The organism is uncultured Clostridium sp., from assembly GCF_934754915.1.
Classification (GTDB): Bacteria; Bacillota; Clostridia; order Clostridiales; family Clostridiaceae; genus Clostridium.
This window is the reverse complement of the sequence record NZ_CAKVKB010000032.1, coordinates 1-24,520: the sequence shown is the minus strand read 5'-3', so window position 1 is coordinate 24,520 and position 24,520 is coordinate 1. Positions and strand designations below refer to the sequence as shown.

Below are 24,520 nucleotides of genomic sequence, written 5' to 3'. Positions count from 1 at the left end.
TATAACTTCTCCTATCTCTGTAAATTTAATAAACAACCTGTATTGAGAAATTTCTAAAAACTTTTCTTACAGAATTATATATATCATCAAGTGTAATATCATCTATAGAATCCAGCTCATCAATATATATACTATAATCTTTAAACATGGTATCATATGTAGCTAATTCTTTTGCTAAAACAATACTTTGTTCTTCCCTAAACAATCTCTTCAGTTTATAACTTTTTATTAATTTTTCTAACTTCATATCTTTAATAAAATCATCTTGTGAATTTATATTCTCTATTAATCCCTTAAGGAGATCAATCGCTTTCTCTACTTTTTCTTTTGATGTTGTAAAAGTTATCTTATACATTTTTAAATAATTTTCATGCGCAATTCTTGTAAGCACATCATAAACTAATGAATTTTTAGTCCTTAAAGTGTCAAACAATATTGAATTAACACCTTCACCAAAATATTGATTAAATATTCTAAAAGCATTTAATTCTTTATGATTAAGTTTATCTAAAGGAAAAACTGCTTGAACACGGGCATTTTTTATTCCTTCTCTCTTTTCAAAAAATATTTTATCAAGATTAATTTCCTCACTCTTACAATCATCAATCTTTAATTTGTTTTTATAAGTACTACATTTCCAATATCCAAAATACTTTTCCACTATATTCACAATTTTTTCAAATTCCACTGATGTCACAATTGAAATGGATGTATTTCCCGGAAAATAATTTTTATCATAAAATTCTTTTATATCTTTTACTGTAATTTCATCAAGACTATCCTGAGTTCCTATTATAGGTCTTTTTATTCTTCTTTTTTGAAATATATTATAAAATAATTTATCCTCACAAAATTGTTCTGCTTCCTCATCCCATTCTTCAAGTTCTTCTTTTATGACATTCATTTCCTCATTAAATCCTTTTTCATCAAAAATAGGATTCAGAAGTACATCTGAAAATAATTCTATTCCTCTTTCAATATCCTCACTTAATAAAGTTCCATAATAAATTACATATGGATAATTTGTCATTGCATTTTGAAATCCAAAAATATCACTTAATTCTTCATTTATCTTGGTTTCGCTTCTCTTTCTTGTTCCTTTATACACCATATGCTCCACTGCATGTGCAACTCCCATTTTATCGTCTTCTGCCCCAGCACCTGCATTAAGAGAAATACATATTGATGTAAGCTGATTTTCTCTATGTGAATATATTATCTTCAAGTTATTTTTTAAAATTATCTCTTTCACTCTGCTTTCTCCTTTATACTGTTTAATCTCATTACTATATTATCATTCAAACGTGTTGTCCATTAAACATAATATATATTCTAATTAACAATTTACTAAGCAATATTTTTAGTTTTACACTTCTATAAACCATTAGTTTGGCTAAGCTGTAAAATGAAAAAATAGTGATGTGGTAAATCAGCATCACTATTTTTTATATTTATTCTATTCGTTATCTACTGCTTTTAATGCTATAGCACATTCAATTCTCTTCTTCTGCATCTTACATCCAATTTCATATGGCACGTTCATATCACCATTGAAATTAACATTGTTTGCCTGACATCCACCGCTGCAATAAAATCTTGCCCAGCACTCTCTGCATTTTGGTTTATTATATATGTGTGCTTTCTTAAATTTCTTTGCTAATTCAGCATTATAAGTATCTTCATAAATATCACCTAATTTGTATTCTTCTTTTCCAACAAACTGATGACAAGGATAAACTTCTCCTTGAGGAGTTATTGCAACATATTCAAATCCTGCTCCACAGCCTGAAATTCTCTTATATACACAAGGCCCTCCCTGAAGGTCGATGTTAAAGTGATAAAATCTGAATTCATCGCCTTCTTTCTTTCTTCTCTTCATTTCATGATACAGCTTATCATAATTTTCAAATATTGTTGGAAGATCTTCTTCTCTTAACGAAAGTGGATGCTTATCTTCTAATACAACTGGTTCAATTGATAATTCTCTGAATCCTTCGTTCACCATTGCCATAACATCTTCATAAAAATCAGTATTGTCTCTGGTAAAAGTTCCTCTTACATAATAAGTCTTTCCTGGAGTTCTTCTCTTTATCATTTCCTTTATGTTTGGAACTATATCATCATAAGAACCGCTCTTATCAGGTTTTATTCTCACATTGTCATTGACTTCTTTTCTTCCATCTAATGATAATATTATATTTCCCATTTCTTTATCCATATAATCCATCATTTCTGGAGTTAAAAGTGTTGCATTTGTTGTCATTGTGAATCTTATTCTCTTGCCCCACTTTTCTTCATTTTCTCTTGCATATGCTATTATGCCCTTAATTTTATCCATAATTAATGTAGGCTCTCCACCAAATAAGTCAATTTCAATATTCTTTCTTGGACCGCTTCTCTTTATTACATAATCTATAGCTTTTTTTGCTGTTTCTACACTCATTACGCCGCCATGTCCATGATATTCTCCTTCATCTGCAAAACAATATTTACATCTTAAGTTACATCCATGTATTACATTTAAACATATAGCCTTTATATAGTCTCTGTCATCCATTGAACTATGTGCTATTTCTTCATATTTATCTTCTGAATAAAGTATTCCTTCTTCTGCCAGTTCCTGAATTTCATCATAAGCTTCTGAAAGTTCATCTAAGTCATATTTTCCTTTTAGTCTGTTCAAAACATCTTTTTTATTCTCAAGTTTATCATCATCTAATATATCATAAACCAGTTCATCAACAACATGCACAGCTCCTGTATTTACATCTAAGACAAAATAATTGTCATCCTGTTTAAACTTATGTATTAATGCCATTTTAAATTCCTCCTAAATACTACTCATAATATATACTGCAATTAACAATGTACAATTTGCTGGTACACAAAAATGCAATTAATGAAGTTCTTATGAATAACTTATACTGCAACATATATGTAAAGCCGTAAAACGGCTAACAATCTTTCCTAAAAACAAAATTTAAGGGGCTGTCGCACAAAGATTAAATCATACCATATATAGTATCAAATAACTTAATCAATATACTATACAGGATAGCGGGTTTCCTTAATGTGACAGCTCCATCTAAAGTCTTTAATTTATAGTCATCAGTCATTGATAACTTTTACCCATAATTAAAGTAAGCAGTAACTTTTCAGTTACTGCTCTTAAAAATTAGTTTTCGCATTCTAAGTTTGCAACTGTGCAAGAAGTCTTACAAGCTGATTGGCAAGAGTTTGCACATTCTTTACAGCCTGGTTTGCATAAACTGTTTTTTATATTTGGTTTGTTTATTGTTTTTATGTGCTTCATTTAAAAAGCCCTCCATTCAAATTTTCTTCAACCATTATACCATTATTAGGACAAATTCTCAATGGTTAAATCTCTACTTCATAATTGGAATTGAAATATATCTGCTATATTTTGAAACTTTTTATTATATTCTGAAGCCTTTCACTGCTTTCCTTAACTTTTCCAACTCTTTCAAGCACAGCTTCTGAATTTTCTTCTGTTTTATTAGATTCTTTTAATATATCCTCTGTACTTATTGCTATTTCACTATTTAGTCTGCTTATTCCTGAAACAGATTCAACTATACCATCAACAGATGCATTAAGTTCTTCTGATGTCGCACCTAAATCTGATGCTACATCTTTATAATAAGTCGCATCATTTTTATACTGGTCAGCTATATCTAACATCTTATCATAATCAGGTATTACTATATCATCAACAAATTTCAGTATTCTTTCTGATTCAAAACTTAAATTATTGACAGATTCAACAACTCCGCAGCTTACAGACTGAATTTTATCTATTGCTTTTTTAGAATCTTCTGCAAGTTTTCTTATCTTCTCAGCAACTACTGCAAATCCCTTTCCATTTTCTCCAGCCCTTGCTGCTTCTATTGATGCATTTAAAGCAAGCAGGTTAGTCTGTTCTGATATCTGTAAAATCGCTTCTGATAGATTATTTATCTCCTCAACCTTCTTGACTTTTTCAATGGCATCTGAAAGTTCTCTTTCAACATCTTCATATAATGAGCTGGCATTATTTTTGGATATTTCTGTATCAGATTTCATTCTTAGTGCTCTCTTTTCTATATCTTCTGTGCTTTTAGTTGCTTCAATTGCTTTATCAGCAGTTTTTTCAACTGCATTTTTTATTTCATCTGCTATGCTGCTTACTTGCTTAGTTGACAATGCTGTATTTTTTGCTCTCTCTGTAATGTTTTTTATCAAGTCTGCTATATTATCTATTCTATTATTCAATAAAATCATATTTTCATTTGTTTCATTTATATAGTTTCCTATATTTTCAGTTTCTTCTTTAGTTCCAAGAATTGTTCTCCTAAAATCCTTTTGTATTGTTTCAGTAGCATATGTTATCTCTTCTAGTTCATCCTTAAATCTTTTATCAATATTATTCTCCAATTCAGATTTTCCAGCATTTTCTCTAAAATCACCTGATGCAAATTTTTTAAGATGTTCAATAGGCTTAAAAAGACGATTTGATATTATGATTATGCATACAGCTACAACTAAAATACCTATTATCATTACTGCTACAAATCCCATGACAATATAATTTAATCCTCTTGTTAATTCACTCTTTGGCACAGCAAGACATAATGTCCAGTCTGCTTTGTCAATATGATTAATAACAAAATATTTCTCTATATTATCATAATCATTCATAAATACACTTCCATCATAATCTCCATTTAATATGTCTGATAATCCTTTGTATATACCATTTCCAGCATCATCAATATTAACACGGTTCTCTTTAGAAAGATATTCTTCATTTACATGTGTCATAAAATTATTATCTTCATCCAATAAAAATGCATAACTATTTTTTTCTGAATTTATTTTATCTACTGTATTTATAATTTCAGATATTCTTATATCCGCACCTGCAACCCCTACTTTTTGTCCATCTATTTCAATTGGAACAGAAATGGTAATCACCATATCTCCTGTAATTGTATCTACATAAGGTGATGTATATGTAATTTTTCCATTTTTAATTGCATTTTTATACCAATCTCTAGTTGTACAATCAAAACCTTCTGGAATATTTTCATTTTCACCACTTATAATAAGTGTTTTATCTTCAAAACCTGTATAATAAAGTATTACAGTATCTTTTGAACTATCAAATTTTTTGTCAAGATAACTCTTCATATATGAAACATCAGAATCACCTTGAATCTCTGCTTCTTCTTTTATTGATTGAAGCTTGATTTCTTCATCATATAACCAGTTATTAATATTATCTGCATACCTTTGTGAAATCTCATGTTGTTTTTCTTCAGCTTTATTCATTATTATTTTATTGGAAATATAATAACTTACTGAAGATACAAATATCATTACTATAGCTATTATAACAGTAATTGAAATAATTAATTTTCCCTTAATTGTTCGTGCAATCACATTATGCGAAATTTCTACTCAAAACTAAGCAAAAATTTCTTTCCCCCTCTCATAAAACCTTTCATATTTACTCCTATACATCATATATTATCAAATTTTTCCATTAGATTCCATGTTTTTCTATAAACTCAAAAATAAGATGTTCTGAATAATCAAAACATCTTATTAAGCAAATAATAATTTTTTACTATTACAATTTTATTATAAAGAAATAACTCTATTTAATAATTCATTATTTCTCTTTATGAATTTATCCATTTCATCTGCTTCTAATTCTTTATTTGCAATTTTTGCTAAATCAAAAATATGCTCACAGATAAACTTAACATCTTCCTTTTTAGAATCATCTTTAGCTGCTTCAACAAGTTTCTTTACAAGAGGGCTATTGTTGTTAACAACTAATGTTTCTTCTTCCTTAAACATTCCCATTGCACCCATTCCAGCTTGTGCATACATCTTGCTCATTTCTGCCATTCTTCTTGATTCTTCTGAAATTAATATCATAGCTGAAGTCTTTTCATTTTTTAATCCCTCAACTGAAATTTTAGGTGCTTTGTCTCCTAATGCATCTTTAAATACATCTTCTATCTCTTTGTTTGCATTCTTTTGAGCTTCATCATTTTCATCAGCCTTAGTTCCTAAAGTATCAGAAATATCTGAATCAATTCTCTTGAATTTAACTCCATTTTCATGCATTTCCAAGAATGTGATGAAATGATCATCCAATGTACAATCTAAAATCAATGCATCAAGATCATATTCTTTAAACATCTTTATATATTGTGACTGCTGTTTTTCATCATTAGCATAATATACTTTATTTTCATGCTTTTCTTTATTGGATTCAAGGTAATCATGTAATGTTACAAATTCACCTTTTAAGTTCTTGAATATTATTATATCTTTAATCTTTTCATAGAACTTTTCATCTCTCAAGCATCCATATTTAATGAATATCTGAATATCTGGCCAGAATTTATTGAATTCTTCCCTGCTGTTTTTGAACAAGTCAACTAATTTATCTGCAACCTTTTTGATTATATGGTTGGAAATCTTAGCTACATCCTTATCATTTTGAAGGAAACTTCTTGAAACATTTAATGGTAAATCAGGGCAGTCAATAGTTCCTTTTAATAATAGAAGGAATTCTGGTATTACTTCTTTAATATTATCTGCAACAAAGACTTGATTATTATAAAGTTTTACCTGGCCTTCTCTTATTTCAACTTCATGAGTTAATTTAGGGAAATATAATATACCTTTTAAGTTAAATGGATAATCTACATTTAAATGAATCCAGAATAAAGGTTCATTAAAGTCCATAAATACTTTTCTATAGAATTCTTTATATTCTTCGTCTGTACATTCACTTGGCTTCTTCATCCATAGTGGATGAGTATCATTTAAAGGTTTTGGTGCTTCAGGTTCTACTAATTCCTGATATTCTGTTCCATCTTCTTTTTTCTTAGTCTCATATTTAGGTTCTTCCTTTGGTTTATTTTCATCTTCTAAATATATTTCAGTTGGAAGGAATGAACAGTATTTTTCTATTATCTGTCTTACTTTATATTCTTCTAAAAATTCAGTACTGTCATCATCAAGATATAGAGTTATTGTAGTACCTCTTGTTTTTCTTTCATCTGAAGCTGCTATTTCATATTCTGTACCGCCTTCACATACCCACTTTACTGGCTCAGCATCTTTCTTAAATGAAAGTGTATCTATCTGAACTTTTGTAGATACCATGAATGTTGAATAAAATCCGAGACCAAAATGACCTATTATGTCTTTTCCTTCATCCATTTTGTCTTTATATTTTTCCATAAAATCTGTTGCACCAGAAAAAGCAACCTGATTTATGTATTTTTTAACTTCCTCTTCAGTCATACCAATACCGTTATCACTGAATTTAAGTGTTTTCTTTTCCTTATTCACAGAAACAGTAACCTTATATTCTTCATCATCAGCCACTTCAGCTTCGCCTATTGTAGCAAGTCTTTGAAGTTTGCTTATGGCATCACATGCATTACTTATAACTTCTCTTATAAAAATGTCCTTATCAGAGTATAGCCATTTCTTAATAATAGGAAATATATTCTCTGTATCAATTGAAATATTACCATTTTCTTTTATCATTTTATAACCACTCCTCTAATCTTTCTAAGTCTAAAATATATTTTATATCTAAGGTAATTAATTGTCAAACTGCCAAAATAGGGACAGCATAATTATCTGCTGTCCCTTAAATATATAATCATTTTTCATCTATTCTACCATATATAATATCAAATCCATTATAATTTTTATGATCAACATATATAAATTCATATTCTTTCTCTAAAACTATATTTAATTTACTAATTAAATTCATTATCTATTACATTCTTATATGAGATATATGTTCCATACAAATATCCGCCATAAACAATAATTATGATAAACGCTGTTACTAAAATAGAACTTAATTGATTAGAAGTCCCAAAAGCCATTAAATAACTATTTACAGCTCTAACTCCAATTATTGAATGAACAATTGCAAGACTTAATGGAAACATGAAAAATACAGCTACCTGAGTAAATATACTCTTATTAATCATTGATTTTGATGCTCCAATCTTTCTAAGAGAACTATATCTGTCAATTGATTCATTACAAGATGAAAGCTGCTGAAGTGCTAATACTGCCGCACTTGAAATAAGGAATACAATTCCAAGATATATTGCGATAAATAACACAAGTATTGAAAGACCTCTGCTTGCATCCATACACATCTGCCTTGTCATTCCATATAATGCAAATCCTCTTTCTTCATCAATTTTTCTCTGTTCACTATAATCCCTGAAAGATTCTTTGTTCAATATCTCAGTAAGTTTTTCTTTTTCTGCTTTTTTATCATCTTCACTGCCTTTAAAATTTATATTTACAATTTGTTCAGAAATATACACATCATTCTCTTCTATTAATTTATCTGGAACTATCAAAGAAAATGCTGTACTTGCTACTGGAGTAGTATATAAACAATCATCCATAACCTTTTTTTCCTTGATCACATATTCTTTCCCATTTATGTTTATACTATCTTCATTTTTCACAAATTTATCAGCTAAATCTTTCAATGCATCATAGTTATTAGCAATAAGTATTTCATCATCTGATAGTTCCACGGGTTCCTTACCCTGCATTTTTCTAGCTTCATTAAAACCAGAAATAGATATCATATTTATAGATTTTCCAAAAGCTGGACCATTAAGCATATCTATTATTGACGTACTAGATTTATCTGCATATTTTAATAACAGTTTTCCAGGAGTCACACTGTTTTCTAAAGTATATGTTTTTAATATCATGCTGTCACAATTTCCATTTAAATCATATCCAAGAGATTCTATGGCTTTTATTGGATCTTCTATACTTTCATTCTCATCAATAGAATAACAAGAGATTGATGCATCAAATTGTGTTGATTTTTTTAATGTTGATTCCATAGAATCTTTTACTGCAAGACCACAAGCAAGAGCCCCTATAGTTACAAGAAGCATTAAACATATTACAGTCATTGATATAAAATTTGTATTGAATTTGCTTGATATTTGTCTTATGCTGAAACTGTTTAATTTATTGTAATAAATATCTGATTTTTTTGATATAATGTAAAACAATACAGATGAAATTCCATAAAAAAATAATAACGTTCCAACAATTCCCAAAATTATAGAAGCTTTAAATTCAAATTTAGTATAATCAAGACTAGAAATTCCTATATAATGATATGCAAAAACTAGTATTATAATCGATAAAATAAATATTGTAGCTGAAACATATATATTTCTAATCTTTATTTTTTCATTTTTTCTTCCTGCACTTAGAAGATTTATAAGTTTATATTTTGATACACATATAATATTGAAAATCATGACAATTACATACATGAATCCAAAATATACAATTGTCTTAATAATGGCTTCATATGAAATAGTAAAACTATATTTAGACATTTCAAGTACAAAAAGTTTTGCTGTAAGTATAGAAAGGAACTGTGCAAATATCAATCCAAGAACAAGACCTGCTACAAGGGATATAATTCCTATATAAAAAGTTTCGAGAAACAATATAGTTGACATTGCTCTTTTTCTCATTCCAAGCATCATATACAATCCAAATTCTTTTTTTCTTCTTTTAATAAGAAAATTTGTTGCATATATAATCAGGCATCCAAGTATTACTGATACTCCAATAGAAAGAATTGACATCATTTGATTTAGTAAATCTACATACTGTTTCTGACTTGCATTCAGTTCACTTAAAATGCTTTGTGAACTAATTGAATTAAAACTGTAAAATATACTTACAGCAAAAGTTAATGTCAGAAAATAAACTGTATAATCTTTAATACTTTTCTTAACATTATTAAACGCCATCTTAAAATACATCTTTAGAATCACCTCCAAGTATTGTTACAACATCTATAATCTTGTTGAAGAATTCCTTTCTTGAATCTTCTCCCCTTACAATTTCATTGAATATCTTTCCATCTTTTATAAATAAAATTCTGTGTGCATAACTTGCTGTAAATGCATCATGAGTTACCATTAAAATTGTTGCTTCTAATTCATTATTTAATTTTTCTATAGAGTTTAAAAGCATTTTTGCTGATTTTGAATCCAACGCTCCTGTAGGTTCATCAGCAAGTATTATTTTAGGATTGTTTACAATAGCTCTTGCTGCTGCAACTCTCTGTTTTTGTCCTCCAGACATCTGATATGGATATTTATTAAGCACTTCTGATATTCCAAGATTCTGCGCTGCTTTGTCAACAAGATTTTCAACTTCTTTTCCTTTCTTTCTTGCAATCGTTAAAGCTAATGCTATATTTTCAAATGCTGTCATGGTATCAAGAAGATTAAAATCCTGAAATATAAACCCAAGTTTGTTTCTTCTGAAATTCTCCAGCTTTCTTCCCTTAAGTCTTGTTATATCATCTCCATCAATTGTAATTGAACCTGTAGTAACATTATCTATAGTGGAAATACAGTTAAGCAGTGTAGTTTTTCCACTTCCAGATGGCCCCATTATCCCAACAAATTCTCCTTTTTCAACTCTGAAACTTATATTGTCAATAGCTTTTGTAATATTATCTTTATTTCCATAATACTTTTCTATATTCTCAACTTTTAATATGCTTTCCATTCTTTATTTCCTCCAAACTTCAATCTATGTTTATATTATAGGATGTCAAAAGTTTTTTTCATATCGATTAATCTTTCACTACTCTTACAATTTTGTAAGATAAAAAATCAGGGATGCTGCATTAAAGATTATGTCTTTCAATATCTAGCATTATTCTTTTAAATCAAAATAATGTTGGATATTGTATGTAATCTAATCTTTATGCAGCATTCCCTGTCATATAATAATTTAAACCTATATTTTTAGCGCATTTTTTCAGAATAGTTATTTTTTAATAATCAAACTGCTTAATAACTATATCAAAGAAATCTTGTAAATTAGCAATTATGCCTTATTAATTAGAATCTATACTAATAAATACTTTTGTTCCAATTCCTGATTTAGATGTAAGTTTTAATTTCAATCCAAGCTTTTCACAAAGTTTATTGCACAAATAAAGGCCAATTCCTGTAGATTTACCATAAATCCTTCCGTTTTCTCCTGTGAATCCTTTGTCAAAAACTCTATTAATGTCGCTTTCAGGAATCCCTATTCCATTATCCTCTATAACCAATTCAGCTTTTCTCTTAACCTCTTTCAATTTACTTGTTTTCTCTGCTTCATAATTCTGAGCAAGATAAATTTTTATTTCTGCATTTTCCTTTCTTTTGTATTTTATTGAATTTATTATTATCTGATTTATTATAAATTTGACCCATTTAGCATCACTTGTAACTGCTATATCTGTACTGCTGTCAATACTCAATTTAATTTTTTTGTTTATAAATTCTCTTCTATTTTCCCTTACACACTCATTTATGATACTCTTAAGATTAAATTCTTTAATTATGTAATCTTTATTAAAGTCTGTACTTCTAGAATAATACAATGCTTGTGTTATATATCCATCTATTTTATTCATTTCATCTATGAGCGCATATTTATCATTTGAAATACTATTTTCAAGAATCATTTTTGATGAAGCTATTGGAGTTTTTATTTCATGAACCCAAGTTTCTATATATTCGCGATAATCGCTTTGAAGATGCTTATAATAATTTACCTCTTCATGCATATTCCTATCTGCGTCTTTTAATATATTATAAAAAATTCTTCCTTCATAGTAATTAGGTTTTTTTATAATTTCTGACAACAGATATTTTTTATCAAGATTCTGGCTTATGTCATTTATCTGTCCATAAAATCGCCTTCCCTGTATGTATTGAATTACAATGTATATTAAAAGTGGTGAAAACCATATGAGAAAAATACAGAATAAAATAATATTTGGAATATGAGCTATCTTTAAAAAGACTACTGCTAAAATATATATGATAAAATTCATTATAAAATATGGAGCTTTTGAAAAAATATAATCTTTAAAATTCATAGCAATATATAACCAATTCCTCTCTTTGTTTCTATTCCATTCTTAAATCCCAAATCATCTAATTTCTTTCTAAGTCTTGTAACATTGACTGACAGAGTATTATCATCAATAAAAAGATCTGAATTCCATAAATAATCCATCAAATCTTCCCTGCTTACTATATTTTCTTTATTTTTCATTAAACATGATAATATTTTAAATTCATTTTTGCTTAAATCAGTACTTTTTTCTGCATATGTTACCTCACCTTTATTCATGTTAAGTTTAAGACCTTTATGTTCCAATATATCCTGAACTTTTCCAGCTCCACTTCTTCTAAGCAGTGAGCCTATTCTTGCTAAAAGCACCTGAGTATTATATGGCTTACTAACAAAATCATCAGCTCCTAAATTCATGCTCATTATTTCATCCATATCACTATCTCTGCTTGTAACTATAATAATTGGAATACTGCTGTTTTTCTTTCTTATTTCTCTGCATATAAAATATCCATCATAATATGGAAGATTTACATCAAGAAGTATTAAATCTGGTTCATCTTTTAATACAATTTCAATTGCATTTTTATAGTCATCCATTCCATAAGCTTCATATCCATATCTTACTAGAAATTCAATAAGCTCCTTTTTTAAATTTTCATTATCTTCAATAATCATTATCCTAGACATTTTAACTCTCTTCCTTTATCATTTACTATTTTTTTGCAGCATACATTTTTTGTAAACATACATTCATTATATATGTTTCAATTTACAATGTACAATGAAGAAGGAAATCTTTTCAATATTTCTTTAACTTTTTTACATATATTCATATAAAATTTAACTCTTTAACAACATATATTAGAATTTAATTTGACTTAATATACTTTCAACTTATAGTATATATAAAAGGATGTGATTATATATGAACAATTTACCTATACCAGTTTCATGGACAGAATTTAAAAATAACGTTTCAATAAGATTTAACAATATTTTAGATGGATTTGATAAATTTGAGAACTTCACTATTGATGGAAATTTTTCAGAAAACAGTGAAGCATGCCTAATAAATTTCCTTCTTCAAGTATTTGAGGAAAATGATAATGAATGTTATATTGATTTCTATATAAATAAATTAAATGAAATAGAAATAAAAAATCTAATGAATCTAATTGATGAAAATGATAAAACTTTATTGAATTCAATTATTTCAATTAAACATAATGATGTTTATTACAAAATAACTGATAAAAATCTTATCCCCTTTTTTGCTAAACTGAACATAAAAGAACTTTTCTTTGTAACTTTTTATTTTACTAAAAAACCTGTAACAGTATGGGGAAATTATAATTTGAAATTTCCATGTTTTTTTAATGATGATAAGACTCTCAGTGAAATTTATGATATTGCATATAAATTGAACATTATAAAAAATATATAAGCATATATTTACAATTAGTAATATACAATTGACAATGAATAGTAAAATCTTTTCAACATTTCTTTAACTACTATGTAATTTTATTATTAGAAGATATATTAAGTTTTATAAACAAGCCTGCTTTGCATACTGTGTTTTTCTATGAGTTATTAAAAAAATATCAATAGATTATTAATAAATTTCCTAAAAAAATTCTTTCCCCACAAGTGGGGAAAGATACAAATTATTCACCAAGATGACTTTCTTCAAATTTTTCATTAAATTTCTTTATCAATTTAGTAAAAGGTGTTTTCAAGAATACACCTATTAATAATGAAAGTACTGCAAATACTGCGAGTATTGACAGATTTTTTACAACAACCATCTTTACAATTCCTCCTATTGTTTCTCTCATTAAAGAAACTGTATATGTAAATGGCAAATATGGATGTATCTTTTGGAAAAACACAGGTGTAAGTTCTACTGGAAATGTTCCACTTGAACCTCCAAGCTGAAGGACAAGAAGTACAATACATACAACCTTTCCAACATTTCCAAATACAGAACATGCAGTATATATAATCAATCCAAACATCAATCCTGTAATTATTGTTACCAATACAAATAAGATTGGATTCAAACAATATATATTCAATATCCATAAATCTCCAACTGATACAATAACACTTTGAATTACTGCCAATGTCAAAAACAACAGCATCTTTCCAAAATAATCTTCTGTTATTCCAGCTGCATATCCAAAAATCTCTTTTCCTGTTTTCCTGCTTTCTATATGTTCTTCATTATTATCAATATTGAAAGTCCTGCTTCTATTTTCTTCAGCTTCATGAGGATTCACAGATAATAAAGAAACTAAAAATAGTCCTCCAGCCCATAATGATAAAGTTGTATAAAATGGAGTCATTGCTGTTCCATAATTACCCATAGGAAATACCTGTTCTTCTATCAAATTAACTGGTTCAGCTAAAAAATCGCTTCTTTCTTGAATATCATTTTTTAGCAGATCTAATAATTCTGTAAAATCTCCGTCATTATTTACTTTATCCATTTTATCTATAATGCTATTCAGCATTTCTTCTGCTTTAGGTAATTTTTCTTTTATATATTCTATTCCTGAAATTCCTTTATCCGCACCTTCATATGCTGTATTCAATAAACTGCTTACATCTGGAAGCTTTTTTTCTGCTTCATCAAGAACACTTATTATATTATCACTTGTAGCATATGCACTATCTATAATACTGCTTATCTTATCTGCAATATCACTATCATATTTAGAATATAAAGATGATGAAATTGAATTTACACTGTCTGCAAGGGTCTTTATATTGTTTAATACGGATAAGTCTACTGTCTCGCCTGAATTTATAGCTTCTTTTAATTTTGAAAGATACCCCTGTAATGTATTTATTGATGAATTTATATTATTCAGCTGCTCAATTGTTTCATTTAATTTAGGATTTAATTTATTCATCTTCTCCATAATATTTATTAATGATGTTGTTAACTCTTTAAGACTATTTAACCTTCCATCAAGATTTTCTATCATCTCCGGAGCCTTTTCACTTCCTGAATTTATGGCTTCTATAATAGCAGATGAATAATCTGATATTCCTCCTGATATTTCATTAAGCAGCCTTATGTCTTCTTTTATAGTTGGTGATAAATCATTTAAACTGCCTTTAGATGTTGATAAAAAATTCTTTATCTGACTGCTTAAATTTCTGCTGTTATTTATTGTTTCCTCCATTAATGGTATATCATCATTAATTTTCTTTGTAAGATCTTTAAGCTGAGCTGCTCCATTATAAGCAAGATCTACAGTAGCATTTATATCATCAAATTTCCCCTGGACTTCTTTTAATAGATTATATGCATTAGTTATCTTAGGTTTTGCATTTTCAATCTCTATTCCTATGCTTTTACTTGCTGTAAGAAGAGTCTTGCTGACAGTTTCAACCAATGTCTTATTTATATTTTCCTGAACACCACTTGCTCCTTTAGATGTGAGTTTTGGCGCAATTGCATTTATCTTTTCATTAACCCTATATATGATATCTCCCTTTTTTATATCACTTGTTATAATTGATGTTATATCCTTTGAAAACTGTGGAGGAATTGTTATTGTTGCATAATATTTTCCTTCTTCAAGCATTTTTTCAGCTTCATCGCTATCAATGAACTGCCATCCCATAAGATCATTTTCTTCCAAACTTTCAACTATCTGATTTCCTATATTAATTTCCTCTCCATTGAGATCAGTTCCTGCATCATTATTTACAACTCCAATTTTTATTTTACTTGTAGCCTCCTGGCCATAAGGATCCCATGATGCTGCTATATTGAACCATGCATATAAAGATGGAAGTATGCACAATGCCGCTATCGTTATAAATGCAGCATAATTCGTAACTATATTTCTTATATCCGTTTTATAAATATTCCAAATCCTCTTCATATAATATACACTCCTAATAATGCTGAATATTTATTATTAGTCTTTGTATTTTTGAGTCTATTATTCCGTAATTCAATAAAAACCTAAAATAAATAGCATACACAGCCTATTAATTCTAAAATCCAATAAGCTATGTATGCCATAATTTATAATATAATCCTGAATACAGCTACTGATATTATTCCTGTTATCACAGTAAGCAGTAAATCCTTTTTCTTTACTGAAACTATTATTGTTAGCACTGCTGCCAAAAGTTCTGCATAATGCGTGCTTACTGCCAGTTTATTATCTCCTGTCAAAAGTTCAACTGCAATCAATGCTGATAATATTGATATTGGTATATACTTTAAAAACTCTTCAACTTTTTTATTCAACTTAAGCTTTGATAATACTGTTATTGGCAGTACCCTTGGAAGAACTGTCACAATTCCTCCTCCTATTATTACACTCCATACATATGTATTCATATTTTTTCTCCTACCATAACTCCTGATAATGCTCCTGCTATTGATGCTATAATTACTCCAACACTTGTATCCACAAAGCTTGTAGATATTATAAGAACTATAATAGATACAGAAATTATTATACATGCTTTCTTTATTTTTACGTTTTCTATTGATGAAATTAAAAGTCCAATAAACATTGCTGTCAAAGCAAAATCCAATCCATACTTTTTATAATCAGGAATAAGATTTCCTATTAAAACTCCAGCTCCTGTAGCTATTATCCAATTTATATATGCTGTTATATTGAGCCCAGTCATCCACCAGAAATCTATTTTTTTATCCGTCATCCCTTTATTGGATGCAACCAGAAAAGTTTCATCTGTTAGAAGGGCACCTATTGATAAATTTTTTACAAATGTATTATGCTTAAAATATGGTGCCATTGAAGCACTCATAAATATATGCCTTAAATTAACAAAAAATATAGTAAATATTATTCCTAATGGAGATGCACCTGAAGCAATCATTCCTGCTCCAATAAACTGTGAAGAACCAGCATATACAAATGTGCTCATTCCAACAGCCTGCCAGAATGTCAAGTTACATGACCTGCATAAAATCCCACAGGCTAATCCAATACTTAAATATCCCAGTATTGTGGGAATACAATCCCGCACTCCCTGAAAAAACTGTCGTCTTTTTGATACTTCTTCATCTTTAATATTCAAATCATCTATCTGCTCCATATTTAATCCCCTTTTATTCTGATGACTTACAATAAACTTTCTGTCAAAAATTATCATTTTTTAGTATTCTACCTTTTATATCTTAGTTTGTCAATCAAATTTATATATTTTAAGAATAAAATGGCAATATAAAAATATCTCTGTTTATGAGCAGTATACTTTAATTATTGAACTCAATATAACTTTGTATTTAATATTAATGTATATTGCAAAGATTTTATCATTTGTCATAAATTATGCATTGTTAACTGAAACCTATATGTTATCATTGTTATATGCAAAAATTTAAAAGGGGTGTTTATAATTTGAAATTAAAAGTACTTATTGACAATAATACCTATATTGATGAATATTATCTTGGAGAACCTGCTGTTTCTTTTTATATTGAAGATGAAGGAAAAAAATTTTTATTTGATGCTGGATATTCTGATGCTTTTATAAAAAATGCTGAAGCCATGAATATAGATTTAAAAAATTTAGATAAGATAATAATTTCTCACGGACATGATGATCATACAAGAGGATTGAAATATTATTTTAAATATAATAATAAAACAATAAATCTTCTTTCCCATCCTTTAGCTTTTAAAGAAAAAAGATTTAATGACCTTAAAATATGCTCACCAATTCTAGATAATGAATTGAAAAATCTGTGCAGCCTTACATTTTCCAAAACGCCTATTAAAATAAGCAGTAACATAACTTTTCTTGGAGAAATACCCAGTTCTAATAATTTTGAATCAAGAAAAATCATAGGAAAAACACTCATAAATTCCAAATGGACAGATGATTATGTCATTGATGACACTGCACTTGTATACAAAAATCCTGATGGTATATTTATAATAACAGGATGTTCCCATAGTGGCATATGCAATATTATAGAATATGCTAAAAAAGTATGTAATGACAATAGAATTCTAGGTGTAATTGGAGGCTTTCATCTTTTTAATATTGATGACCAGCTTAAAAATACCATTAAATATTTTAAAGATAATAACATTACTAATCTATATCCATGTCATTGTACTTCATTTTTAGTAAAGGCACAAATTCATAAAAATATACCTATAAAAGAAGTAGGTGTAGGCATGGAGCTGGAATTATAATTCTACTCTTCTAAATATCCTTTAAATAATGTGCTTTTTCCTCCTGTAAGTTTTCTTTTAGAAAAAATATCATAAAATCCTGAAATAGAATAACTAGTGACCATAACCAATATTATGGCCATTAGTTCTTTTGAACCAAAATATTCAACAGCCATAGCTATACACGTTATAGGAAGAGATTGAGCACTGCAGAATACACCAATCATTCCAAGTGCTGCAGTAGATTCCACAGGAAGATTAACAAATTCTGATACAGCACTTCCAAATGTTGCACCTACAAAAAAAGTAGGATTTCCTCTTCCTCCTTGAAATACCGAACCTAAAGCTACTGCAGTAAAAATTATTTTCCATACAAATTCAGAATAACTTACTCTGCTTTCAAAGGATGCATTTATAAAACTCTGACCCAATCCATTATAATTATCACCTGCTATAAAAAACAATATTATTGTTATTATTCCTCCAGCAATTCCTTTAATCATTGGATTTTTAATAAATAATCCATATACTTTTGAACTGTTATCAAGAACATAATTGAACAAAATTCCAACAGCTCCAAATAATATTCCTAGTAATACCAGTTTACATATGAACATAAGTGAATATTCTCCAAAATTAAGATTGGGATATGTTATGTGCTTATTTCCTATAATAATAGATATCCTTTCAGCAACTACACTTGTAAGAAATGCTGGAATAAGAGATTCATAATTAAAGCTTCCTTTAATCACAAGCTCCATTCCAAGTATTGCACCTGTAAATGGCACATCATAAAGCACTCCAAAAGCACTTCCAACTCCACTTATTACTAATGTCCTCTGTTCTCCTTTGCTAAGTTTCAATTTTCCTGCAATAAAATCTGCAAAGGTACCCCCAATTGCTACTCCAGCTCCTTCTTTACCTGCTGAACCTCCAAATAATGTTGTTAAAAGTGAACCAGCAAATACTACTATGCTCATATAAAATGGTATATCTCCAGAAGCCTTAACAACTTCTGATTTTAATAAATTTTCTCCTGAATAAGCATTTCTCTTTACTTTCACATATATAAATGCAATAATGACACCTGCTAATGGAAGAAAATATATAAGATAATTATTTTCTTTTCTATAATCATTTGCTTGCTTCAATATTATATTGAAATATCCAACTGTTGCTCCAACTGCACATCCTAATATTATGCTTAAAATTACCCATTTAAATATGTCAGCACATAAATTTTTACATAACAATATAGTATTCTTTTTGATATCATTTCTGTATTCCATAACTTACTCCTAAGCTTTTTTCTACTGCTTAGTATGCTTCTATAATAAATTTTTATACTTTACATCCTTTCAATTGACAATGAATGTTGAAATATTTAAAAGATTTCTTTTGTTAATATTTTAGGATTTTTCATATTGACACAAAAAAATCAAACTAACATATAATTGTGGATATTTCATAATTATAATTTTATATAATCTAGTTCAAGATATAATGTCTACAGTTATTTTAAGATATACTATATGTTGAGTTTTGTATTTACGCTAATATGAAAAATCTTCAATTAAACGTAATCAAAATACATAATGTCTTAATAATCATTAAATGTTCAAATTCAATTTTACTATTAGACTCTATACCAATGTTTTAAATTCATATCCATTATTTTTAAAATACTTAATTATTTCTGGAAGACTCTTTGCAGTTTCTTCTTTTCCATAAGTATCATGCATTAATATTACCACAACTTCCTTTCCCTCTGCGCTTTCTATTGCACACTGAACCAGTTCATCAGCATTTTTCTTTTTTCCTTCTGCATCTTTGCTTAATGCATTCCAGTCAATGCTTGCCATATTGTTTTCTTTTAAATACTCATTTAATGAATCCATGCCCTTCCATGACATATAACCTCCCGGACATCTTAAGACCCTTGTTGAAAAATTTTCTCCAAGTATTGATTTTAATAATTCTTCATTTTTATCATAGTCAGATTTAAATGATTCAAGATTTAATGTCCTTCCCGGATAAAGTATGGAATAATCATGTGAATATGAATGATTCCCTATTGCATGTCCATTTTCAAATTCTTTTTTAACTAGATTTTTAGCTTCTTCTCCCCCATCTTCTATAGACTGTCCCATAAGAAAAAAAGTAGCTTTAACCTTATATTCATCTAGTATCTTTAATATTTTAGGTGTTACTGTAGTTGATGTTCCATCATCAAATGTAAGAAATACTATTTTATCTCCTTGATTGTTATAATCACCTTTCTTCAATTTTTCTGCTATTTTTACCGCATCATAAGAATATTTTCTTCCTTCTTCATTTACCCCCACAAATTTATCTGCTTTTTCATCATCACTTCTGCTCTCTTGTGCATCAGAATCACTATCATTCTGACTATCCTTATTGATATTTTGATTTTGGATAGCTGCATTTGTTGTTCCAGATATCTCATTTTGATTAGCATATGCTTTATTTAAAGCCCCATTAAAAATAAATATGCACATAACTAAAAACAGCATCATCCTGATTGCTGTCTGCCTGATTTTTTTTCTGCCACATATCTTTTCTAAATGTCTTATATAAAATTCTGCCTTTTTATCCAGCTTTCCAATTAATGTATTTGTTTTTCTTATTTCACTTTGTTCTTTTTTCTGAATTTGATCTAAGGTAATCTTTATAATTCTTTTAGTATCCTCTTCCTCGTCCATCTTAATCTGAACCTGATTTATGGCTTCAATACACTTCTTTATGCTTTTTTCATTATCAAAACTTTTATTTTCAAAATCGCTCATAATTTTCTCTCCCAGATATTATATATTACAATTATCTTTTTGCATTTCAAATTTTGTATTCTGCATGTATCAGATAAATTTTAATCTTAAAATATCATTAAATTTTAAATTTTTTAATTCAGAATATATTTATTAAACCAACAATGAAATTTATCAATTCATTATGTTTATCTATATTTATCTGATTTGTAATATAGAACAAAATGTAATATAAATGATTTTTATCATAACAAAAAAGTGTTGCACTATTTTTAGTACAACACCATTTTATCTTAATTTCTACTTAAAATATTCTAATCCTATAGCTTCACGTACTTCTTTTAAAGTCTGTGCAGCTACTTCTCTTGCTTTATCGCTTCCATCCTTAAGCATTTTGTACACATAATCCATATCTTGTGCAAATTCTTCTCTTCTCTTTCTTATTGGTTCAAGCTCTGCCTGCATTACTTCATTTAAATATCTCTTGACTTTCATATCACCAAGTCCACCTCTTTTGTAATGCTCTTTCATTTCTTCAACTTCATCCTTATTAGGAGCAAATACATCTAAATAAGTAAATACAGTATTTCCTTCAACCTGACCTGGATCTTCAACCCTTATATGATTTGGATCAGTATACATTGACATTACTTTTTTCTTTATTGTATCAGCATCATCAGATAAATATATACAGTTACCTATAGACTTACTCATCTTAGCCTTTCCATCTGTTCCTGGAAGTCTTCCACAAGTATCTTTTGGGATGACAGCTTCTGGTTCAACTAAAACATCTCCATATATATTGTTGAAACTTCTTACTATTTCTCTTGCCTGTTCAATCATAGGAAGCTGATCTTCTCCAACTGGAACAGTTGTAGCCTTAAATGCAGTAATATCAGCAGCCTGGCTTACTGGATATATCAAAAATCCTGCCGGAATGCTGTTTTCATAATTTTTTTGTTTTATTTCTGCTTTAACTGTTGGATTTCTTTCAAGTCTTGATAAAGTTACAAGATTTAAATAATGCATTGTTAACTCATGAAGTTCTGGAAGCTGTGATTGTACAAATATTGTTGATTTTGCTGGATCTAATCCTACTGCAAGATAATCTAAAGCAACTTCTGTAAGGCTTCTTCTTATCTTTTCAGGATCTCTTGCATTATCAGTTAACGCCTGCTGATCTGCAATCATTATGAAACTTTCATATTCACCAGAATTCTGAAGCTCAACTCTATTTTTTAATGACCCTATATAATGACCTATATGTAATTTTCCAGTAGGTCTGTCTCCTGTTAATATTATCTTCTTGCTCATTATTAATTCCTCCTCAAATATATGATTTATTTCTTAGAAATATTTACACTGTATGTTTTTTCAATTAACAATGTATAATTGATATTGCAATTTTGAAATTTTTATAAGATTTTTTACGCCATTACCTTTATGGGATAAATTTAAAATATGATTTTAATTAAAGAAATCTTGAAAAGATTTCATCCTTCATTGTTAATTGTAAATTATTAATTGGAATGTATAACTCATAAAATATAATTTTTTATGGTAATTAAAAAACTCCATCCTAATAAAATAGGACGGAGATATATCCGCTGTACCACCTAACTGTACTAAAAATGCAATATTAATAATCTATTACATCTCAAAAACACATCCATGTAAAAACATTAATGCTTCTGCTATAAGGTGCATCCACCATTTCAGATACTTTCTGGAAAAAACACTTTTCACAGATTTCCCTTAATTCCTCCAAGGTCCATTCATTAAATCTTTCACATCAGGATCACACCATCCCTGATTCTCTTTGCTGAATCTTAATTTAAATACTACTCCTCTTCACAGGATTAAACATAATTCAGTTTGACATATACAAAAGATTAAAATCACTAAAAATTTAATCCTTCGTTGTTAATTGTAAATTGTATATTGTATATTGTCAACAATAAAAGGCTGCTTTAAGTTAAATAAGCTTAAAACAGCCTGTAAAAAACTATCTGTTTTCTTCTACTATCTTATTTATTATCTCTTCTCTATTCTGTCCAATAATATTAGATATTTTAGTAGACATGGCTTTTTCTTTATAAATTTCATCCATATTTGAATTTACAATTTTCATTATCTTGACTGCCATATCTTCATATGTAATTAAATCCTCATAATAATTATCTACAATGTCTTTTAAACATGTTGCTAATTCTTTTGGATTTTTATAAACTGTTCTCATTTTTTTCTCCTTATTGCTGCGAATATTACTTTTTACTATTTTCAAATATCATTATACCTTATTTTATACTTATTGAAAAATCATTTGGCACAATCATTACAATACATTTAGCACGCTTTACAACACTTGAAGTTACAGATCCTATAATTCTGTTTAATCCTCTCTTTGTTGATTTAGTCATTACTATTATTCCAATATTTTCTTCAATAGATTTCTTGATTATTTCATCTCCAGGATATCCAAAAGTAAAATACGTTTCAGTATTATAATAATCTTTCAATTTTTCCTTAGCTTCAGCTAATATTTCATTAGATAATTCCTTTGCCATTTCCACTTCTTTTGCAACTATCATTTCATTTAATAATACAAGTTCTTTGACATTCATCAAAATAACATCAACAGAGCCTTTGGGAAATATCTCTTTTACAAATTCTAATGAATGCATGCTTCTTTCTGTTCCATCTATAGGTATTAATACTTTTCTCTTGTCCATATAATACTCCCCCTTATCTCCATACCATAGTACATTTATTAATATTTTTATTATATTTAAATAATTCTACATTTTATATAATTTTCCTTCTTTTTATTTAAATTTTTTCATTTCATATATCTTTGCAATTTCAATAAGTTAATTGTTTACATAAACTCTATATTTTTTGTTGCTTAATTCATTCAAAATACATCTTTATTATCCTCATTCCTGCTTATTGTATATCCCTGAAAGCTTTCTCTTTAAAGTAGCTTCTTTTGAAAAAATTGATACTGTGAAAGTAATAAGTATCAATAATCAATACATGACCAAAAAATTCAATTAGACTCCTTATGTAAGCAAAGAAATCTCACAAATGTTTCATTCCTTATTGTCAATTACACTATATGTTAATTATTTTTTTGAAGCATATAGAGGATTAGCCTTTCTAACTAAATCTTTATATTCTTGCTTTAATTCTAAAAATGCTTTTTCTACTTCATATGGTACGTCAACATGAGCTATATAGTCTTTTCCATTAGGTCCATACCCATCTTCATCATCTGTCAATCTTGGTATTTCTCCCATTAAAAGTGTTATATAGTGCTTAATATCCCACATACCATGCACATGATTTTCATAAACCAGTTCTGAATTCTCAATACACACTTTCATTTCATATGCTGCATAATTTATTATCTTAACATTGTCTGAAACATACTTTCTAAGTCCTGCTTCCATACGATATTGCATTGTTGAGTCTTGTACAAGAATAATTGAATTAAAATCAATCTTATTCTCTTTTAATACATCTAATAAATTTGTTATATTATTTCCACAATTAGTTGAATTACATTCT

At 28.2% G+C, this 24,520-nt stretch carries 19 protein-coding genes and 1 pseudogene; 2 read left to right on the top strand and 18 right to left on the bottom strand.

The window, feature by feature from the left end:
* Positions 1 to 25: 25 nt before the first annotated feature.
* From Q0F58_RS07340 to Q0F58_RS07300, 9 genes are all read right to left on the bottom strand, one after another.
* Positions 26 to 1,252 (bottom strand): pitrilysin family protein, encoded by a 1,227-nt coding sequence (locus Q0F58_RS07340; protein WP_294374395.1) that lies wholly within the window; start codon positions 1,250 to 1,252, stop codon positions 26 to 28.
* Positions 1,253 to 1,456: 204 nt separating this feature from the next.
* Entirely contained in the window at positions 1,457 to 2,818 is a 1,362-nt protein-coding gene (gene scfB / locus Q0F58_RS07335) for a thioether cross-link-forming SCIFF peptide maturase (protein ID WP_294374392.1), read from the bottom strand.
* Between the two features lie 357 nt (positions 2,819 to 3,175).
* The gene (gene scfA / locus Q0F58_RS07330) at positions 3,176 to 3,313 is read right to left on the bottom strand and encodes a six-cysteine ranthipeptide SCIFF (protein WP_009172015.1); all 138 of its coding nucleotides are present in this window, start codon (positions 3,311 to 3,313) and stop codon (positions 3,176 to 3,178) included.
* Positions 3,314 to 3,417: 104 nt separating this feature from the next.
* Positions 3,418 to 5,442 (bottom strand): methyl-accepting chemotaxis protein, encoded by a 2,025-nt coding sequence (locus Q0F58_RS07325; protein WP_294374389.1) that lies wholly within the window; start codon positions 5,440 to 5,442, stop codon positions 3,418 to 3,420.
* A gap of 201 nt (positions 5,443 to 5,643) precedes the next feature.
* A complete protein-coding gene (gene htpG, locus Q0F58_RS07320) occupies positions 5,644 to 7,578 on the bottom strand; it encodes a molecular chaperone HtpG (RefSeq protein ID WP_294374386.1) in 1,935 nt (644 codons plus the stop codon).
* A gap of 221 nt (positions 7,579 to 7,799) precedes the next feature.
* Positions 7,800 to 9,872, bottom strand: a complete 2,073-nt coding sequence (locus Q0F58_RS07315; RefSeq protein ID WP_294374382.1) for an ABC transporter permease — start codon at positions 9,870 to 9,872, stop codon at positions 7,800 to 7,802.
* A complete protein-coding gene (locus tag Q0F58_RS07310) occupies positions 9,862 to 10,629 on the bottom strand; it encodes an ABC transporter ATP-binding protein (RefSeq protein ID WP_294374379.1) in 768 nt (255 codons plus the stop codon). The genes Q0F58_RS07315 and Q0F58_RS07310 overlap by 11 nt, the downstream gene beginning before the upstream one ends.
* Positions 10,630 to 10,963: 334 nt before the next feature.
* The gene (locus Q0F58_RS07305; RefSeq protein WP_294374376.1) at positions 10,964 to 11,998 is read right to left on the bottom strand and encodes a HAMP domain-containing sensor histidine kinase; all 1,035 of its coding nucleotides are present in this window, start codon (positions 11,996 to 11,998) and stop codon (positions 10,964 to 10,966) included.
* On the bottom strand, positions 11,995 to 12,666 hold the full coding sequence (locus Q0F58_RS07300; RefSeq protein WP_294374374.1) for a response regulator transcription factor: 672 nt from the start codon (positions 12,664 to 12,666) through the stop codon (positions 11,995 to 11,997). Before Q0F58_RS07300 ends, Q0F58_RS07305 begins: the two co-directional genes overlap by 4 nt.
* Positions 12,667 to 12,904: 238 nt before the next feature.
* Here Q0F58_RS07300 and Q0F58_RS07295 point away from each other — a divergent pair, with 238 nt between their 5' ends.
* Entirely contained in the window at positions 12,905 to 13,423 is a 519-nt protein-coding gene (locus Q0F58_RS07295; RefSeq protein ID WP_294374370.1) for a hypothetical protein, read from the top strand.
* Between the two features lie 223 nt (positions 13,424 to 13,646).
* Here the strand turns inward: Q0F58_RS07295 and Q0F58_RS07290 are convergent, their stop codons facing one another.
* The 3 genes from Q0F58_RS07290 to Q0F58_RS07280 all read right to left on the bottom strand — a co-directional run bounded on the left by Q0F58_RS07290 (position 13,647) and on the right by Q0F58_RS07280 (position 17,076).
* Complete coding sequence (locus Q0F58_RS07290) at positions 13,647 to 15,881, bottom strand: YhgE/Pip domain-containing protein (RefSeq protein ID WP_294374367.1); 2,235 nt, start codon at positions 15,879 to 15,881, stop codon at positions 13,647 to 13,649.
* A gap of 146 nt (positions 15,882 to 16,027) precedes the next feature.
* Positions 16,028 to 16,348: an AzlD domain-containing protein gene (locus Q0F58_RS07285; RefSeq protein WP_294374364.1), complete on the bottom strand. Its 321-nt coding sequence runs from the start codon at positions 16,346 to 16,348 to the stop codon at positions 16,028 to 16,030.
* Positions 16,345 to 17,076 (bottom strand): AzlC family ABC transporter permease, encoded by a 732-nt coding sequence (locus Q0F58_RS07280; RefSeq protein ID WP_294374361.1) that lies wholly within the window; start codon positions 17,074 to 17,076, stop codon positions 16,345 to 16,347. The genes Q0F58_RS07285 and Q0F58_RS07280 overlap by 4 nt, the downstream gene beginning before the upstream one ends.
* A 305-nt stretch (positions 17,077 to 17,381) precedes the next feature.
* On the opposite strand from Q0F58_RS07280, the gene Q0F58_RS07275 reads away from it, so the two are divergent.
* Complete coding sequence (locus tag Q0F58_RS07275) at positions 17,382 to 18,185, top strand: MBL fold metallo-hydrolase (RefSeq protein ID WP_294374358.1); 804 nt, start codon at positions 17,382 to 17,384, stop codon at positions 18,183 to 18,185.
* 2 nt (positions 18,186 to 18,187) lie between these two features.
* Here Q0F58_RS07275 and Q0F58_RS07270 read toward each other — a convergent pair whose 3' ends face one another.
* The 6 genes and pseudogenes from Q0F58_RS07270 to Q0F58_RS07245 form a co-directional block, all read right to left on the bottom strand.
* Entirely contained in the window at positions 18,188 to 19,453 is a 1,266-nt protein-coding gene (locus Q0F58_RS07270) for a chloride channel protein (protein WP_294374353.1), read from the bottom strand.
* 354 nt (positions 19,454 to 19,807) lie between these two features.
* The gene (locus Q0F58_RS07265) at positions 19,808 to 20,971 is read right to left on the bottom strand and encodes a polysaccharide deacetylase family protein (protein WP_294374351.1); all 1,164 of its coding nucleotides are present in this window, start codon (positions 20,969 to 20,971) and stop codon (positions 19,808 to 19,810) included.
* A gap of 279 nt (positions 20,972 to 21,250) precedes the next feature.
* Positions 21,251 to 22,264: a tryptophan--tRNA ligase gene (gene trpS / locus Q0F58_RS07260; RefSeq protein ID WP_294374348.1), complete on the bottom strand. Its 1,014-nt coding sequence runs from the start codon at positions 22,262 to 22,264 to the stop codon at positions 21,251 to 21,253.
* Between the two features lie 691 nt (positions 22,265 to 22,955).
* Positions 22,956 to 23,189, bottom strand: a complete 234-nt coding sequence (locus tag Q0F58_RS07255; RefSeq protein ID WP_294374345.1) for a TIGR04540 family protein — start codon at positions 23,187 to 23,189, stop codon at positions 22,956 to 22,958.
* Positions 23,190 to 23,247: 58 nt separating this feature from the next.
* Entirely contained in the window at positions 23,248 to 23,682 is a 435-nt protein-coding gene (locus Q0F58_RS07250) for a universal stress protein (RefSeq protein ID WP_294374342.1), read from the bottom strand.
* Positions 23,683 to 24,075: 393 nt separating this feature from the next.
* A pseudogene (locus tag Q0F58_RS07245) lies at positions 24,076 to 24,520 on the bottom strand (YdcF family protein); the annotation flags it as partial.

Coding starts and splice junctions, on each gene's coding strand:
- scfB (WP_294374392.1), bottom strand. CDS start 2,818: ATGGCATTAATACATAAGTTTAAACAGGATGACAATTATTTTGTCTTA.
- scfA (WP_009172015.1), bottom strand. CDS start 3,313: ATGAAGCACATAAAAACAATAAACAAACCAAATATAAAAAACAGTTTA.
- htpG (WP_294374386.1), bottom strand. CDS start 7,578: ATGATAAAAGAAAATGGTAATATTTCAATTGATACAGAGAATATATTT.
- Q0F58_RS07315 (WP_294374382.1), bottom strand. CDS start 9,872: ATGTATTTTAAGATGGCGTTTAATAATGTTAAGAAAAGTATTAAAGAT.
- Q0F58_RS07310 (WP_294374379.1), bottom strand. CDS start 10,629: ATGGAAAGCATATTAAAAGTTGAGAATATAGAAAAGTATTATGGAAAT.
- Q0F58_RS07305 (WP_294374376.1), bottom strand. CDS start 11,998: ATGAATTTTAAAGATTATATTTTTTCAAAAGCTCCATATTTTATAATG.
- Q0F58_RS07300 (WP_294374374.1), bottom strand. CDS start 12,666: ATGTCTAGGATAATGATTATTGAAGATAATGAAAATTTAAAAAAGGAG.
- Q0F58_RS07295 (WP_294374370.1), top strand. CDS start 12,905: ATGAACAATTTACCTATACCAGTTTCATGGACAGAATTTAAAAATAAC.
- Q0F58_RS07290 (WP_294374367.1), bottom strand. CDS start 15,881: ATGAAGAGGATTTGGAATATTTATAAAACGGATATAAGAAATATAGTT.
- Q0F58_RS07285 (WP_294374364.1), bottom strand. CDS start 16,348: ATGAATACATATGTATGGAGTGTAATAATAGGAGGAGGAATTGTGACA.
- Q0F58_RS07280 (WP_294374361.1), bottom strand. CDS start 17,076: ATGGAGCAGATAGATGATTTGAATATTAAAGATGAAGAAGTATCAAAA.
- Q0F58_RS07270 (WP_294374353.1), bottom strand. CDS start 19,453: ATGGAATACAGAAATGATATCAAAAAGAATACTATATTGTTATGTAAA.
- Q0F58_RS07265 (WP_294374351.1), bottom strand. CDS start 20,971: ATGAGCGATTTTGAAAATAAAAGTTTTGATAATGAAAAAAGCATAAAG.
- trpS (WP_294374348.1), bottom strand. CDS start 22,264: ATGAGCAAGAAGATAATATTAACAGGAGACAGACCTACTGGAAAATTA.
- Q0F58_RS07255 (WP_294374345.1), bottom strand. CDS start 23,189: ATGAGAACAGTTTATAAAAATCCAAAAGAATTAGCAACATGTTTAAAA.
- Q0F58_RS07250 (WP_294374342.1), bottom strand. CDS start 23,682: ATGGACAAGAGAAAAGTATTAATACCTATAGATGGAACAGAAAGAAGC.